The 13,890-nt window shown below is 63.1% G+C and carries 17 protein-coding genes and 1 riboswitch; of the genes, 14 read left to right on the top strand and 3 right to left on the bottom strand.

Annotated elements, in window-relative coordinates:
* The first annotated feature begins 73 nt into the window (after positions 1-73).
* A riboswitch (cyclic di-GMP riboswitch) is annotated at positions 74-161 on the top strand.
* A gap of 251 nt (positions 162-412) precedes the next feature.
* Genes lafK through lfiJ form a run of 7 tightly spaced genes read left to right on the top strand, consistent with a single transcriptional unit; the run spans position 413 to position 7,246 of the window.
* Complete coding sequence (lafK, locus tag ACB037_RS13225) at positions 413-1,675, top strand: lateral flagellar response regulator transcription factor LafK (protein ID WP_371175418.1); 1,263 nt, start codon at positions 413-415, stop codon at positions 1,673-1,675.
* Positions 1,676-1,686: 11 nt separating this feature from the next.
* On the top strand, positions 1,687-2,013 hold the full coding sequence (gene lfiE / locus ACB037_RS13220) for a lateral flagellar hook-basal body complex protein LfiE (protein WP_128271445.1): 327 nt from the start codon (positions 1,687-1,689) through the stop codon (positions 2,011-2,013).
* Between the two features lie 17 nt (positions 2,014-2,030).
* A complete protein-coding gene (gene fliFL, locus ACB037_RS13215) occupies positions 2,031-3,776 on the top strand; it encodes a lateral flagellar M-ring protein FliFL (RefSeq protein ID WP_371175428.1) in 1,746 nt (581 codons plus the stop codon).
* Entirely contained in the window at positions 3,763-4,791 is a 1,029-nt protein-coding gene (fliGL, locus tag ACB037_RS13210; protein WP_041211827.1) for a lateral flagellar motor switch protein FliGL, read from the top strand. Before fliFL ends, fliGL begins: the two co-directional genes overlap by 14 nt.
* 12 nt (positions 4,792-4,803) lie before the next feature.
* A complete protein-coding gene (gene lfiH, locus ACB037_RS13205) occupies positions 4,804-5,496 on the top strand; it encodes a lateral flagellar assembly protein FliH (RefSeq protein WP_041211826.1) in 693 nt (230 codons plus the stop codon).
* On the top strand, positions 5,489-6,820 hold the full coding sequence (lfiI, locus tag ACB037_RS13200) for a lateral flagellar FliI-like assembly ATPase LfiI (RefSeq protein ID WP_041214019.1): 1,332 nt from the start codon (positions 5,489-5,491) through the stop codon (positions 6,818-6,820). Before lfiH ends, lfiI begins: the two co-directional genes overlap by 8 nt.
* A gap of 9 nt (positions 6,821-6,829) precedes the next feature.
* Positions 6,830-7,246 (top strand): lateral flagellar protein LfiJ, encoded by a 417-nt coding sequence (gene lfiJ, locus ACB037_RS13195; RefSeq protein ID WP_371175417.1) that lies wholly within the window; start codon positions 6,830-6,832, stop codon positions 7,244-7,246.
* Between the two features lie 4 nt (positions 7,247-7,250).
* Here lfiJ and flgN read toward each other — a convergent pair whose 3' ends face one another.
* The 3 genes from flgN to lfgA all read right to left on the bottom strand — a co-directional run bounded on the left by flgN (position 7,251) and on the right by lfgA (position 8,834).
* Complete coding sequence (gene flgN / locus ACB037_RS13190) at positions 7,251-7,694, bottom strand: flagellar protein FlgN (RefSeq protein WP_042015073.1); 444 nt, start codon at positions 7,692-7,694, stop codon at positions 7,251-7,253.
* Complete coding sequence (gene flgM, locus ACB037_RS13185; protein WP_041211822.1) at positions 7,691-7,963, bottom strand: flagellar biosynthesis anti-sigma factor FlgM; 273 nt, start codon at positions 7,961-7,963, stop codon at positions 7,691-7,693. Before flgM ends, flgN begins: the two co-directional genes overlap by 4 nt.
* Before the next feature lie 79 nt (positions 7,964-8,042).
* The gene (lfgA, locus tag ACB037_RS13180) at positions 8,043-8,834 is read right to left on the bottom strand and encodes a lateral flagellar basal body P-ring formation protein LfgA (protein WP_239054144.1); all 792 of its coding nucleotides are present in this window, start codon (positions 8,832-8,834) and stop codon (positions 8,043-8,045) included.
* A 61-nt stretch (positions 8,835-8,895) separates the two neighbouring features.
* Between lfgA and lfgB the strand changes: the two genes are divergently transcribed.
* The 7 genes from lfgB (at position 8,896) to flgH (ending at position 13,885) form a co-directional block, all read left to right on the top strand.
* On the top strand, positions 8,896-9,285 hold the full coding sequence (gene lfgB, locus ACB037_RS13175) for a lateral flagellar basal body rod protein LfgB (RefSeq protein ID WP_041211820.1): 390 nt from the start codon (positions 8,896-8,898) through the stop codon (positions 9,283-9,285).
* A gap of 2 nt (positions 9,286-9,287) precedes the next feature.
* Complete coding sequence (gene flgCL / locus ACB037_RS13170) at positions 9,288-9,713, top strand: lateral flagellar basal body rod protein FlgCL (RefSeq protein WP_041211819.1); 426 nt, start codon at positions 9,288-9,290, stop codon at positions 9,711-9,713.
* A complete protein-coding gene (locus ACB037_RS13165; RefSeq protein WP_042015076.1) occupies positions 9,714-10,397 on the top strand; it encodes a flagellar hook assembly protein FlgD in 684 nt (227 codons plus the stop codon).
* A 17-nt stretch (positions 10,398-10,414) separates the two neighbouring features.
* Positions 10,415-11,608 carry a lateral flagellar hook protein FlgEL gene (gene flgEL, locus ACB037_RS13160; protein ID WP_045522183.1) on the top strand — a complete coding sequence of 398 codons (1,194 nt, stop codon included), beginning with the start codon at positions 10,415-10,417 and terminating at the stop codon, positions 11,606-11,608.
* 10 nt (positions 11,609-11,618) lie between these two features.
* Positions 11,619-12,353, top strand: a complete 735-nt coding sequence (lfgF, locus tag ACB037_RS13155; protein WP_041214015.1) for a lateral flagellar basal-body rod protein LfgF — start codon at positions 11,619-11,621, stop codon at positions 12,351-12,353.
* Between the two features lie 75 nt (positions 12,354-12,428).
* A complete protein-coding gene (lfgG, locus tag ACB037_RS13150; RefSeq protein ID WP_041211815.1) occupies positions 12,429-13,214 on the top strand; it encodes a lateral flagellar basal-body rod protein LfgG in 786 nt (261 codons plus the stop codon).
* Entirely contained in the window at positions 13,214-13,885 is a 672-nt protein-coding gene (gene flgH, locus ACB037_RS13145; RefSeq protein WP_041211814.1) for a flagellar basal body L-ring protein FlgH, read from the top strand. Before lfgG ends, flgH begins: the two co-directional genes overlap by 1 nt.
* Positions 13,886-13,890: the final 5 nt, after the last annotated feature.

The following is a 13,890-nucleotide window of genomic DNA, read 5'->3' as shown; positions in this document are numbered from 1 at the left end:
AAAAATAGAAATAGTCGGATGTATCACATGGCTTCAGGGACAACGTAGCCATGCCATCCAAATACGGGTCGTCGCATGATAAAGGCAAACTGAACTGAAAAGTCAGGACGCAAAGCCTCCGGTCTAACAGCATTGATGCTAATGATAGCGGGGTTACCAAGGCCATGATTTCCCGCCTTGTTTTTATACTGATATAGACCATTCACTCAATAACGGGTGCGGTCTCTATTTGTGTGTCTTTATTTTTCACGCATCAGTTCTGTTGATTGATTCATGTGCAATCACAGGTTCGGGATATATGTTTTCTGATTTATCTAGCAAGGAAAATTCAATACCGACCGGTATTGAAACGCATGCTCATTTATTATTAGTTTCCGCTTCGTTATCAAATGGAAACGATGTTGATCGTATATTGCTCAGTGCCGGTTATCGTGTTTCCTGTGTCGATTCCGTGTCGCTGGCCAAGCAATTTCTCTCGAACCATGCGGTCGATCTCATTTTGCTCGACATGGCGGTCATGACCGAGGCCGGGCCCGCCATGGTGCAGACGCTGACAGGGACCGACTGCGTCATTCTGGTCAACGAGCATCAAGCCTACCTGGCGGCGGAAGCCATGCGGGCCGGCGCCATCGACTACATCATCAAGCCCTTCAGCCAGCGCCAGATCCTCGATGTGGTGAGAGGGGCCCTGCGCCTGCGCCAGGCCATTCCCAATCTGATCGCCACGTCTCCCCAGAGCCTGCAGGTGTTGCAGCTTGCCCGGCGGGCAGCCAAGACATCGGCCACCATCCTCATCGGTGGCGAATCCGGGACAGGCAAGGAGCGACTGGCTCGCTACATCCACGAGATGTCCAGCCGGGCCGGCAAGCCTTTCGTGGCCATCAACTGTGCGGCCATCCCGGAAGCCATGCTCGAATCCATCCTGTTCGGACACAGCAAGGGGGCCTTCACCGGGGCAACCGCCAACCAGCAGGGAAAATTCGAGCTGGCCCAGGGCGGTACTCTGCTGCTCGACGAGATCTCCGAACTGCCGCTGGCGCTGCAGGCCAAGTTGCTGCGGGTGTTGCAGGAGAAAGAGGTGGAACGCCTCGGCAGTCATCAGGTGATCGCGCTGGATGTGCGGATCATCGCCGCCAGCAACCGGGACCTGAGGGAGCTGGTGCTGCAGGGCGCGTTTCGCGAGGACCTTTTCTACCGGCTTGACGTGCTCCCCATGAGCTGGCCGGCACTGCGGGAGAGGCGGGATGACATCCTGCCTCTGGCGGAATACTTTATCGAACGCTACGCCGCACAGCAGGGGTATCGCCTCGGTGAGAGTGCCCGTCAGCAACTGCTCTCCTATGACTGGCCTGGCAATGTGCGTGAGCTGGACAACGTGATTCAGCGAGCGCTAATTATGGCTCGCGGCTTGCATATTCAGGCCGTCGATCTGATGTTGCCCCATTACGCCGCCGAAGCCGACACCCCGCAACCGCAGGCGCTTGCGGCCCCCGAGGGGCTCAGCGAGACCAAGCGGCATGCTGAATTTCAATTCGTACTTGAGACGTTGCGCCGTTTCCGTGGTCACCGGACACGCACGGCCGAAGCCCTCGGAATGACGACCCGGGCACTTAGATACAAGCTGGCTGCCATGCGCGAGCAGGGCATCGATGTCGAGCAGCAGATACAAAACTAAGGGATAACCGAGTGAAGATTGAGATCATGTCATCACAGGTGACGCTCCTGCAGCAGATGCAGGAAATGCAGCGAGTCGCCAGTCAAGCCCCTTCCATCGAACCGAACGAGGCGTCAGGCGTCTCGTTCAGCGACGCCATGCGCGACGTCGTCGGCCGCGTCAACGAGCAGCAGAACATCGCCTCCCGATTGATGACCGCCGTCGATGCGGGTCAGAGCGACGATCTGGTGGGGGCCATGGTGGCCAGCCAGAAGGCCGGTCTCAGTTTTTCCGCCCTGATGCAGGTGCGCAACAAACTGATGACGGGTTTTGATGACATCATGCGCATGCCGCTCTGAGGTTGATCATGACTGAACTGGTATCCTCCGCACCGGGGGCGTCGGGCTCCCTGCTGGCCCGGGTGCAGGACGGGGTGCGCAACTGGCGTACCCTGTCTCGCGACAACAAATCCATTCTGACCATCGCGCTGCTGGCCGCCGTGGTTGCCGCCACCATAGTGGTCATCCTCTGGACCTCCAGCAAGAATTACGTGCCCCTCTACGGCAAGCAGGAGCTTTACGACACCGCCAACATCATGGAGATGCTGGAGAAGGAGCAGGTACCCTTCCGGCTGGAGAAAAGTTCCGGCCAGATCCTGGTGCCTGAAAGCCAGTTGGCCCACATCCGCATGGCGCTGGCCGCGCGGGGCGTGAGGGCGGCCATGCCGTCCGGCCTGGAGGGGCTCGACAATGTCACCGGCCTTGGCACCAGCGAGTTCATGGAAGGGGCGCGCTACCGCCATGCCCTGGAAGGGGAGCTGGCCAGAACCATCATCTCCCTGGATGCAGTGCGCAGTGCCCGGGTACATCTGGCCATTCCGAAGCGGACCCTGTTCGTGGGGCGCGACGAGGAAAAACCCAGCGCGTCCGTGATGCTGGATCTGCAACCGGGCCAGACCATGGAGCCGGGCCAGGTCGAGGCGATTGCCAACCTGGTGGCGGGCAGTATCTCCGGCATGAAGCCCGGGGCCGTCACCGTGGTGGATCAAAGCGGCCAGCTGCTGAGTGCCGAGCTCGGCGACAAGGCCGGTTTCGGCAAGCAGAGCGTCCAGCAGATGGAATATGTGCGCAAGCTGGAGCAGTACATTCGCCAGCGTGCCAGCGACATGCTCTCCCCCATGCTGGGCACGGGCAACTTCCGGGTGCAGATCGCCGCGGACGTCAATTTCAATGCGGTGGAAGAGACCCAGCAACAGCTCGATCCCAATGCCGTGGTGACCAGGGAGTCCAACAAATCGGACAAGACCATTGATGCCCTGGCCCTCGGTATCCCCGGTGCGCTCTCCAATCGACCGCCCGAAACCGCTCCCAAGACCGATCAGGCCGCCACCGAGGGGAATGCTGCCCAGGAGCCTGCCAAGAACGATACCCGCACCGAGCGGCAGGAAGTCAGCAGGCAGTATGAAAGCAGCCGCACCATAGTGCATACCCGCTATCAGCAGGGACGACTGGAGAAAATGAATGTCTCCATCCTGCTCAATCAGCAGAGCGCTCCCAAGGAGGGGTGGAGCCCGGAACAGCTCGAGCAGATCCGCCAGATGGTGGAGCGTTCGGTGGGCTTTGACGGCTCCCGTGGCGACCAGATCAGCCTGCAGGTCTTCGATTTCACCGGTGCGGTGCCGGTGGAGCCGCCAGCGTCGAGCTGGCTGGAAACCCCTTACTGGCAAGACTCCCTGCGTTACCTGGTGGGTGGTTTGCTGGGGCTGACCCTGGTGTTCTTCGGCATCCGTCCTCTGGTGAAGCACCTGGTGCGTACCCAGCAATATCCCGACACTGATGCCGCACAGGAGCCGGACGAGGAGCAGGAGCCAACCATGGGCCTCTCCATGCGCCGGGAAGGGGATGGGGAACTGGAAGAGTCTGCGACGGGCAAGAGCCTGTCCCAGTCTCAGTCCGAGTTCCGGCTCGAGCCCCAGTTCTCCTCCCTGGATCTGGAGGCGCTGCCCGAACCGGGTTCCGAGCTGGAAGTCCAGCTCAAGCACCTGCAACTGCTGGTAGACAAGGACACGGCCCGGGTGGCGGAAGTGGTCAGACAATGGGTGAGTGGCAATGAGCAACGTTAATCTGAATCAGAACGCGGTCGACATCGACATCGACAATCTGGAAAAAGCCGCGATCCTGCTGCTGAGCATGGGCACCGAGGCGGCGGCCAAGGTGATGCAGAAGTTGTCCCGTGACGAAGTGCAGCGCCTCATCTCCAAGATGGCCAGCCTCTCCGGCGTGAGTTCGATAGAAGCCAAGTGGACGCTGCAGCAGTTCTTCAACCAGTATCGCGAGCAGAGCGGCATCGGCAGCGCCTCCCGGGAATATCTGGAACAGACCCTGGATCTGGCGCTGGGCCAGCGGCTTTCCCGCAGCCTGCTCGACAGCCTCTATGGCGATGCGATGAGCCAGGACATCCAGCGTCTGCAATGGGTGCCGGCGGATGTGCTGGCCCGCTTCTTCCGCAATGAGCATCCCCAGATGCAGGCTGTCTTGCTCGCCTTCCTGCCCCCCCAGACCGCCTCTGCCGTGCTCGATGCCCTGCCGGGGTCTGTGCACGACGATCTGCTGGTGCGGGTCGCGAGCCTCAGCTCGGTCAGCGAACACGTGCTGGGTGAGCTGCGGCTCACCCTGGATCGCTGCCTCGCCTATGTGGCCGATCAGTCCGGCGCCAAGGTCAACGGGGTGCGCCAGGTGGCCGATATCCTCAATCGATATCAGGGGAACAAGGAGCAGATGCTCACCCTGCTGCGGGAGCACGATGGTGAGCTGGCCCTCGAAATCGAGAAGAACATGTTTGACTTCATGGCCCTGCGTCGCCAGAGCGACGATACCCTGCAACGTCTGGTGCAGGAGCTGCCGGCGGATCTGCTGGCCCTGGCCCTGAAGAACACCGATGCCGGTTTCCGCAAGGTGGTGCTTGGCGCCATGCCCAAACGGATGGCACAGGCACTGGAGGCCCAGATCCAGGATCAGGGCAGCGTCTCCCTGCGCAAGGTGGAGCAGGCCCGGGAAGAGGCCATGAAGCTGGTGCGCGAGCTGGTGGAGCAGGGCGAGATCGAGTTCCAGCTGTTCGAAGAGCCCACCGTCAGTTAACAGGAGACAGGCATGAGTCAGCATGTGCGCAAACTGGCGGCAGGTGCCACCCGTCTCTACCGCTTCCCGGCGCTGGGCCAGAGCGGGGAAGAGGCCAGAAGCCAGCAGGAAGAGTTCGAATACGGCTACCAGCAGGGGCTGGAGCAGGGGCAGGCGGAAGGGTATCAGGCCGGTTACCAGCAGGGGCTGGCCAGTGGCCTGTTCGAGGGGGAAGCCAAGGGGCTGCAACAGGGACAGGTGCGTGGTCTGGCCCAGGGGCTGGCCGAGGGACGTGCCGCCTTCGATGAGGCCATGGTGCCCTTTGCAACGTTGCAGCAGCAGTGGGAATCCCTGACCCGGGCCCGGATGCTGGAACAGAAGGCCCTGGTCGCCCAGCTGGTGGCCCAGGTGGCCAAGCGCGTGATCCAGGCCGAGTTCACCCTCAATCCCCAGCAGGTGCTCCAGCAGGTGGAGCAGGCCATGGCCAGCCTGCCGAGCGAGTCGGAAGAGCTGGTGATCTACCTCAACGAAGGAGACCGGCAGCGCCTGGCCGAGCAGGGGGTGACCCGCTGCGAGAAGTGGCCGTTGCAGGTGGACCCGGCACTGGCCGTGGGGGACGCCCGCATCGAGACACGGGCCGCGGTGGTCGAGATCAACACGGGGGAGCGCCTCGGCCGCTGCATAGAACAACTCAACCAGACCCTGGAACTCTCTTCGGATGCATGATGCGCTGCAACAGGCGCTGACCTGTGCCCTCGATAGCCTGGAGGAGGTGCCCGGCTATCGTCGTTATGGCAGGCTGGTGCGCGTGACCGGCCTGACTCTGGAAGTCGTGGGGTGCCAGCTCATCATGGGGCAGCGCTGCGAGGTGGAGACCGCCACCGGCGCCGCCCTGCTGGCGGAAGTGGTCGGCTTCAACCGGGACATTTCCTACCTGATGCCGCTCCAGCCCATGAGCGGTCTCTATGCCGGCGCCCGGGTGCTGCCCGTCGACGGAGAGGAGACCATCCGGGTCGGCGAGCATCTGCTTGGCAGGGTCGTGGATGGCCTGCTGCAACCGCTGGACGGCCGTCCCCTGAAAGAGGAAGGGGAACGGGTTCCCCTGTTTTCCTCCCCTCCCAATCCCCTGTTGCGCACCCCGGTGCGCGAGCCGCTCGACGTGGGCATCCGGGCCATCAATGGCCTGCTGACGGTGGGCAAGGGCCAGCGTCTGGGACTGTTTGCCGGTTCCGGTGTGGGCAAGAGCATGCTGCTCGGCATGATGACCCGCAATACCAGCGCCCGCATCGTGGTGGTGGGGCTCATCGGCGAGCGTGGCCGGGAGGTGAGGGAGTTCATCGAACACAGCCTGGGTAGCGAGGGGCTTGCCCGCGCCGTGGTGATCGCGGCTCCGGCGGATCAATCCCCCCTGATGCGGCTGCGCGCCGCCCAGCTGTGCCACCGCATCGCCGAATATTTCCGCGAACAGGGTCAGGATGTGTTGCTGCTGATGGACTCCCTGACCCGCTACGCCCAGGCCCAGCGGGAAATCGCGCTGGCCATCGGCGAACCCCCTGCGACCCGCGGCTATCCGCCCTCGGTGTTCAGCCTGCTCACCCAGCTGGTGGAGCGGGCGGGCAACGGCACGCACCCCGAGGGCAGCCTGAGCGCCTTCTATACCGTGCTGGCGGAAGGGGATGACCAGCAGGATCCCGTGGTGGATTCCGCCAGGGCCATTCTCGATGGTCACATCGTGCTGACCCGCCGCCTGGCGGAGGAGGGGCACTATCCCGCCATCGACATCGGTGCCTCGGTGAGCCGGGTGATGCCTCAGGTGGTCTCTCCCGAATGGCAGGGGCTGGCGGTGAATCTGCGCCAGCTCTGGGGCCGTTACCAGCAGGTGCGTGAGTTGCTGCCCCTGGGGGGTTATCAGCCCGGGGCGGATCCCCAGATGGACGAGGCGGTCCAGCGCTATCCTGCCATCGCCAGCTTCCTGCAGCAGGGCATTCAGGAAGAGACGCCCATCACCCAGGTGCTGGGCGGTCTCAAGCATGTGCTCGGCAGGGCGTAAGGAGGCGTCGTGCTGAAATCCTATCTCGGTCTGCAGCAGGATGCCCTGGAGGCCATGGGCAAGGAGCGGCAGCGTCTGCGCGAGGTGGCGATGAAGGAGGAGAACCGAGCCCTCAGGCTGCAGGAGGTCATCGAGACGATGCATCCGGGCTCGTCGAGCTTTCATCCCCTGCTGTGGCAGAACAAGCAGCAGATGCAGGGGCAGCTTCGCCACCTGCTGACCCACCAGTTGCAGCAGTGTGCGCTCGCCAGCCAGGATCTGGCTCATCAGGAGGGGCAGCTCGTCAGGCAGTTCGGTCGGGTCAAGGGGCTGGAGCTGTTGCTGGACAAGCGGGCCCTGGCGGCCCGTCAGCGTCAGGAGTCAGGTGAGCAGCGGCAGCTCGACGAACTCGCCGCACTGGGTCATCGTGCCCGGCAGGGAACGTAAAGGGTCAGTCGGGGAAGTGCTCCTGCCTGCCATAGGATGACTCCTGGCCCAGCAGGGTGTGGATGGTCTCTATCTGGCCTGCCAGCAGGCGGCCGTTCTGCTCGTTCTGGCGACGGCACTGCAGCAGCAACTGCTCCAGCCGCTGCCACTGCTCGTCCACTTGCTGGCGCAGCGGGGAGGGGAGCTTGCCGATGAGGATGGCCATGCCCCGCTCGTCAGGCTTGAGCCCCAGTGCCTGGAGATGTTCGCAGCGCAGCCTGACCTGGTGCTGGATCTCGCCCATGAGCCGGGTCTGTTGCCGGTTGTGTTCCGTCAGCCCTGCCACGTCGTGACTTGCCAGCAGACGGTACTGATTGAGCAGCAACTGCAGCAGGTCGGCGTAGCGGCCACAATCCTGCCGGATGCCGATGATCAACTGCTGGATCCGTTGTTTGGGAGGCAGACTCATCGGCGATGCATGTCCAGAATGGCCTGGCTCAGGGCATCCATGTCCAGTTCGAGCCGACCCTCGCTGATGGCCTGGCGGATCTGGTTGACCTTCTCCATGTCCACATCAGAGGTGGAGGCCAGCTCGACCCTCGCCTGATTGATGGTCTGGGCGGTTGCGCTGATCCTGGCTTCCCCCTGGCTGGCCTGGGGCTGAGGTGCCGGTGTGGCTCCCGCCTTGCGCTGAGACTGGGGTTGAACGTAGACAGGGTCGGTGCGTGTGATTTTCATAACGTGAATTCCTGGTGGTCTCTCTTGTGACAGGCGACCCTGAGGTGGCCGAACTTGAATCAAACTCGCCATTTCTGCGCTAAAAGCGGGTTTCGACTTCCCCCTTGTCAACCACCCAGGCCTGGATCTCTTTGCCGGAACCGATATTCCTGACCCTCACCCCTTCACCGATGGCGCCGTTTGACAAGGCCGTTCCACGGGTCGTGGCGGAAAAGCCCGGTTGCCCGGCCCGGATCAGCACCCCTTCCCCTGCCCGGACGGCCCAGGCCTGTTGCAGATCGAGTTCACCGACCAGTTGCCCCATCCTCAGATGGCGAAGGCTCTTGCTGCCTGCCAGGGGCTGCGAGCTGTGGGTGAAGCCCCGCTGCAACCGGCTGGCATCGAGGGATTTCTCCAGCAGATCCTCCGGGGCGATGACATGTCCCTTGGGTATGTCCCGTGCCGCCACCCAGACCGGCAACATCAGGGTGACCTCCACCCGGGCCCGCAACTGCCAGGCGGGCTCGGTACATTCCACCAGATAGGGGCGCCGCCCCCAGGGCTGGCGATACTGCCCGCCAGCCTGGAAGCGAACCGCCTGACGACATGCCGGCAGGTGGGCCACGGCGGGGGAGAGCCAGACCTGATAGTCGGCCCGGGTCTCTGGCCAGCCTTGCTGGCGCTGATACTCCCCCAGTGCCGTTTCGGCATCCGCCCTCAGACCGTCGGTCAACTGCTGCGACAGCGACGAAGTGGCCGCCCACGAGGGGAGTGCCAGGAGCAGCAGGGCAAGGAGACCTGCTCGCTTCCCTATGGGAAACAATGCTTCCCCTTTTGTCACTCTTGTCAGCCAGGGGTGATGGCCTGACCAGCGGAAACAACGGTTTTTCATGATTGGCATGAGTCTTGATAAAGGATGCACCGGTCTGACTGGTTCACAAGAAGGATGAAGCATGAGTATCTCATTTGACAGTGCGCTTGGCGTACACCCCTATGCCCTCGATGTGCGGGCAGACAGGGCTCGTATTCTGGCAGGGAACTTGGCCAATGTGGATACCCCGGGCTATCTGGCACGGGATGTGGATTACAAGGCCATCCTCGGCCGGGTCGCCCGGCAGGTGGAGGCAGGAGAGCCGGGCAGCACCATCAGCGAGGGCACCATGGGCAATGACATGCAACATCCCCTCTACCGCATACCCTATCAGGTCTCCATGGATGGCAACACCGCCGAGCTCAGCGTGGAGCAGAGCAAGTTTGCCAGCAATGCCACCGACTTCCAGACCAGTCTCACCTTCCTGAATATGAAAATCACCGGGATCGCCAAGGCGATCGAGGGCCGTTAATCATGTCGTTCAATCGCATCTATGACATCGCCGGCAGCGCCATGCGGGCGCAGACCGTCCGCCTTGACACCGTGGCTTCCAACCTCGCCAACGTCGACAGCGCCGCCGGCAGCGAAGAGGCCGCCTTCCGCGCCATCAAGCCCGTCTTCTCCACCCTCTATCAGCGGGTGCAGGAGGCCGAGGGGCTGGGGGCCGCCCAGGTGCAGATCGCCGGTATCGTCCAGTCTGACCGCCAGGTGGAGAAACGTCTGGAGCCGACCAATCCCCTGGCTGACGGGGATGGCTTCGTTTACTACTCCAACGTCAACGCGGTGGAAGAGATGGCGGACATGATGAGCGCCTCCCGGGGATTCGAGACCTCGGTCGAGGTGATCAACCGCATCAACAGCATGCAGCAAGGGCTGCTGCGTCTTGGTCAGGGGGTGTAAATGAGCCTGCCTCAAGTCAGCAGCCTGGATACCGCCCGCAGCGCCAGCCAGCGCGCCGCCACCCCTGAGATCGCCGCCAACGGTACTTCCGAGGGGCAGGGGGTCCAGCTTCGCAACGAATTCCTCCAGATGATGGTGGCCCAGATCCAGAACCAGGATCCCACCAACCCCCTTGATGGTGCCCAGTACGTTACCCAGCTGGCCCAGTTCAGCATGGTGGAAGGGGTCGAGAGCCTGAAAGTGCTGCAGCAGAAGTCCATCAACATGATGGACACCCAGCAGGTGCTCCAGAGCACGGATCTCATCGACAAGGAAGTGATGGTGCCGAGCCAGACCCTTGGCCAGGAGCAGGAGAAGGCGATCCGCGGTCAGGTGGAGCTGGGCGGCGCGGCCGACACGGTCGAGCTCAAGGTCTATGACAAGCACGGCACCCTGGTCGCCACCAAGAACTGGGGCGAGAGCAAGGCGGGGGCGCTGGATTACGAATTGCCGGTGCTGCCCGCTGGCGAATACAGCTTCGAGGTGAAGGCTTCCCTGGGGGGAGTCGCCACCACCACCCGCAATTATGTAGCCAGCCAGGTGGAGCGCGTCAGCTTGCCGGGCACGGGCGAGATCATGCTGCAAGTGGCAGGCGTGGGGGAGGTTCCCCTGTTCAGCGCCGTCCAGTTTGGCAAGTCGGCGTAACCAGATAGGAGCGAAACATGTCTTTTAATATCGGACTGAGTGGCCTGCGCGCCGTCAACCAGGAATTGAGCGTCATCAGCAACAACGTGGCCAACGCCAGCACCGCCGGTTTCAAGTCCAGCCGTGCCGAGTTTGCCGCCATCTACGGTGGCGGACAGGCCGGCGGCGTGGAGATGAGCAACGTCTCCCAGAACTTCGATCGCAACGGGGATGTGACCCGTACCGGGCGGGGCCTGGATCTGGCCATCTCCGGCAACGGCTTCTTCGTGCTCAAGGATGACAACGGTCAGACCTCCTATACCCGGGCCGGCCTGTTCCAGCGTGATGCCAGCAACTACCTGATCACCGCCAGCGGCAACCGTCTGCAGGGTTATGTGACCAACGAGGCGGGTGAGCTGCAATCCGGCGTGGTGGGTGACATTCAGGTCAAGGCGGGCAGCCTGGCGGCCAAGCCGTCCGACACCCTGGAGTTCGTTGCGAACCTCAAGGCGGACGCCAGCGTCATCGACCAGGGGCTGCACCCCTTCGATCCCGCCAAGGCGGACAGCTTCAGCTACTCCCAGTCCAGCAAGGTGTATGACTCTCTCGGGGTCGAGCACACCGTCACCCAGTATTTCGTGAAGACCGGCGAGAACACCTGGCAGGTCAACTATGCCTTCAACGGGACCCAGACCGGTGCGCCGGTGACCATGGAGTTCAACACCAACGGCACCCTGAAGTCGCCGACCACTGCCCCTGTGCTGAACCTGGCCCCCGCCGGTGCCGAGCCCATCACCCTCACCGCCGATCTGGCCCGGGTCAGCCAGTACGCCTCCGATTTCAACGCCACGCGCAACCAGTCCAACGGCTATACCGCCGGGGATCTGACCGGGGTCAGGGTGGATGCGGACGGCGGCGTCTACGCCACCTTCACCAACGGCCAGAGCCTGCTCCAGGGTCAGGTGGTGATGGCGAACTTCGCCAATCCCCAGGGCCTGCTGCAAGCCAACAACACCACCTGGCAGCAGTCGTTCAGCTCGGGCCAGCCCGTGCTGGGGGCACCGGGCAGCGGGACCCTGGGCGGCCTGACGGCGGGCGCCTACGAGGCATCCAACGTCGACTTGACCGGGGAACTGGTCAGCCTGATGACCTCCCAGCGCAACTACCAGGCCAACGCCAAGACCATCAGCTCGGCGGACAAGATGACCCAGGTCCTGTTCAACTCCTTCTAAGGCGTGATCCGTGGAAAAGCTTATCTATACCGCCATGTCGGGGGCGCAACACACCCTCATGGCCCAGCAGATCCGGGCCAACAACCTGGCCAACGTGAATACCGCCGGTTTTCGTGCCGACTTCGAGCGGGCGTCCGCCTATGCCCTGACCGGCGATGGCTACCAGAGCCGGGTCATGGCCAGGGAAGAGCAGGCGGGAACCGACTTTCGGGCGGGCGCCCTGATGCAGACCGGCCGCAAGCTGGACGTGGCGATCCGTGGCGACGGTTTTCTCACCGTGCAGACAGCAGACGGCAAGGAGGCCTACACCCGTGCCGGCAACCTGGAGGTGGACGGGGAGGGGTTGCTGACCCTCAACGGCCGTCCCGTGCTCGGGGATGGCGGCGAGATGGTGCTGCCCGCCTATCGGGATCTGAGCTTTGGCAAGGATGGCTCCCTCAGCATCACCCCGCCGGGGGGCGGCGCCCGTCTGGACGTGGGCCGGCTCAAGCTGGTGAACCCGGATCCGGCCGAGCTGGTCAAGGGGGCTGATGGCCTGTTCCGCCAGCGCCAGGGCGGGGATGCGGAGATCAGCGAGCAGGTGGTGCTGGCGTCCGGTTTCCTCGAGGGGGCCAACGTGAACGCGGTGGACGAGCTGATCGGCAGCATGTCCCTGACCCGCAATTTCGAGTTGCAGGTCAAGTTGATGAAGACGGCGGACGAGCAGGCCAGGCAGGGTGCCAGGCTGATCTCTGGCCAGGGCTGACGGTCGGCCATGGCGGCCGGGAATGAATACTGACGGGATGCACCCCGTTCGAACGAATCAGGTGGAGAAACGAAGATGCATGCAGCGCTTTGGGTGAGCAAGACGGGTCTGTCGGCACAGGATGCCAAGATGGCCAGCATTTCCAACAACCTGGCCAACGTCAACACGGTCGGTTTCAAGCGCGATCGGGTGGCGTTCGAGGATCTGTTCTATCAGGTTCAGCGCCAGCCCGGTGCCCAGCAGGATCAGCAGAACCTGTCCCCCATCGGCATCCAGATGGGTAACGGTGTGCGGGTGGTCGGCACCCAGAAGGTATTCACGCCAGGGCAGTTCCAGAACACCAACCAGGAGCTGGACATGGCGGTGGTGGGGGCCGGCTTCTTCAGCGTCGAGCGCCCGGATGGCGAGACGGCCTATACCCGCAACGGTCAATGGCACCGCAATGCGGAAGGGCTGCTGGTCAATGCCGACGGCCTGCCCATGCTGCCGCAGATCCAGATCCCGGACAACGCTACCAAGATCGCCATCGGCACCGACGGCACCGTGAGCGCCACCCTGCCGGGACAGCAGGAGAACGTGGAGCTGGGGCGCATCACCCTGACCAACTTCTCCAACCCGGCCGGTCTGGAAGCCCTGGGGGGCAACCTCTACCGGGCGACCGGTGCCTCCGGTGAAGCCATCGAAGGGGTTCCGGGTGAAGAGGCCATGGGGGCCATCAAACAGTTCACCCTGGAGAGTTCCAACGTGAACGTGGTGGAAGAGATGGTGGACATGATCACCACCCAGCGCGCCTACGAGATGAATGCCAAGGTGGTCTCCTCCGCCGATCAGATGCTCAAGTTCGTGACCCAGGCGCTGTGATGATGAGGCCGGTGTGGTATTGCGTCGTGCTCGCCCTGCTGCTGGGGGGCTGCTCCACCTATGAGTTGCAGGCCCCCGAGCCCGGTGACGAGAAGTGGGCTCCTTCCCGCTCCGAGCTGACGAAAGCCGGGGTGGGGGAGGATGGCAGCCTCTACCGTAACGACTACATGATGACCCTGTTCCAGGATCGCCGTGCCTACCGGGTCGGCGACATCCTGACCGTCATGCTGGAGGAGCGCACCCAGTCCAGCAAGAAGGCCAACACCAGCATGAACAAGAACAGCAATCTAAGCGTGCCTGTGCCTTCCATCGGTGGTGTTTCCCGACCGGACTGGAGCGCCTCTATCAAGGCGGATCGCGACTTCGACGGCGGGGCGACCTCCAGCCAGCAGAATACCCTGGCGGGGGCCATCACGGTCACCGTGGCCGAAGTGATGCCCAACGGGGTGCTGGGGATCCGGGGGGAGAAGTGGATCCGCCTCAATCAGGGGGATGAGTACATCCGTCTGGGAGGCATGGTGAGGGTCGAGGACATCGACCAGAGCAACCGCATCTCGTCCCAGCGCATCGCCGATGCCCGCATCACCTATGCCGGTCGTGGCGCCCTGGCCGACAGCAACCAGATGGGCTGGCTGTCGCGCTTCTTCAGTTCCGCCTTCTCCCCCTTGTGAGGATT

It is taken from the genome of Aeromonas sp. S19(2024) (assembly GCF_041402625.1).
Lineage (GTDB): Bacteria > Pseudomonadota > Gammaproteobacteria > Enterobacterales > Aeromonadaceae > Aeromonas > Aeromonas caviae.
The sequence above is the reverse complement of the archived record's forward strand: the minus strand, read 5'-3'. Positions and strand labels throughout refer to the sequence as shown.

What these genes read in the sequence shown, in the direction of transcription:
- fliGL (WP_041211827.1), top strand. Translation starts at nt 3,763, where the DNA reads ATGAGCAACGTTAATCTGAATCAGAACGCGGTCGACATCGACATCGAC.
- lfiH (WP_041211826.1), top strand. Translation starts at nt 4,804, where the DNA reads ATGAGTCAGCATGTGCGCAAACTGGCGGCAGGTGCCACCCGTCTCTAC.
- lfiI (WP_041214019.1), top strand. Translation starts at nt 5,489, where the DNA reads ATGCATGATGCGCTGCAACAGGCGCTGACCTGTGCCCTCGATAGCCTG.
- flgN (WP_042015073.1), bottom strand. Translation starts at nt 7,694, where the DNA reads ATGAGTCTGCCTCCCAAACAACGGATCCAGCAGTTGATCATCGGCATC.
- flgM (WP_041211822.1), bottom strand. Translation starts at nt 7,963, where the DNA reads ATGAAAATCACACGCACCGACCCTGTCTACGTTCAACCCCAGTCTCAG.
- lfgA (WP_239054144.1), bottom strand. Translation starts at nt 8,834, where the DNA reads ATGAAAAACCGTTGTTTCCGCTGGTCAGGCCATCACCCCTGGCTGACA.
- lfgB (WP_041211820.1), top strand. Translation starts at nt 8,896, where the DNA reads ATGAGTATCTCATTTGACAGTGCGCTTGGCGTACACCCCTATGCCCTC.
- flgCL (WP_041211819.1), top strand. Translation starts at nt 9,288, where the DNA reads ATGTCGTTCAATCGCATCTATGACATCGCCGGCAGCGCCATGCGGGCG.
- ACB037_RS13165 (WP_042015076.1), top strand. Translation starts at nt 9,714, where the DNA reads ATGAGCCTGCCTCAAGTCAGCAGCCTGGATACCGCCCGCAGCGCCAGC.
- flgEL (WP_045522183.1), top strand. Translation starts at nt 10,415, where the DNA reads ATGTCTTTTAATATCGGACTGAGTGGCCTGCGCGCCGTCAACCAGGAA.
- lfgG (WP_041211815.1), top strand. Translation starts at nt 12,429, where the DNA reads ATGCATGCAGCGCTTTGGGTGAGCAAGACGGGTCTGTCGGCACAGGAT.
- flgH (WP_041211814.1), top strand. Translation starts at nt 13,214, where the DNA reads ATGATGAGGCCGGTGTGGTATTGCGTCGTGCTCGCCCTGCTGCTGGGG.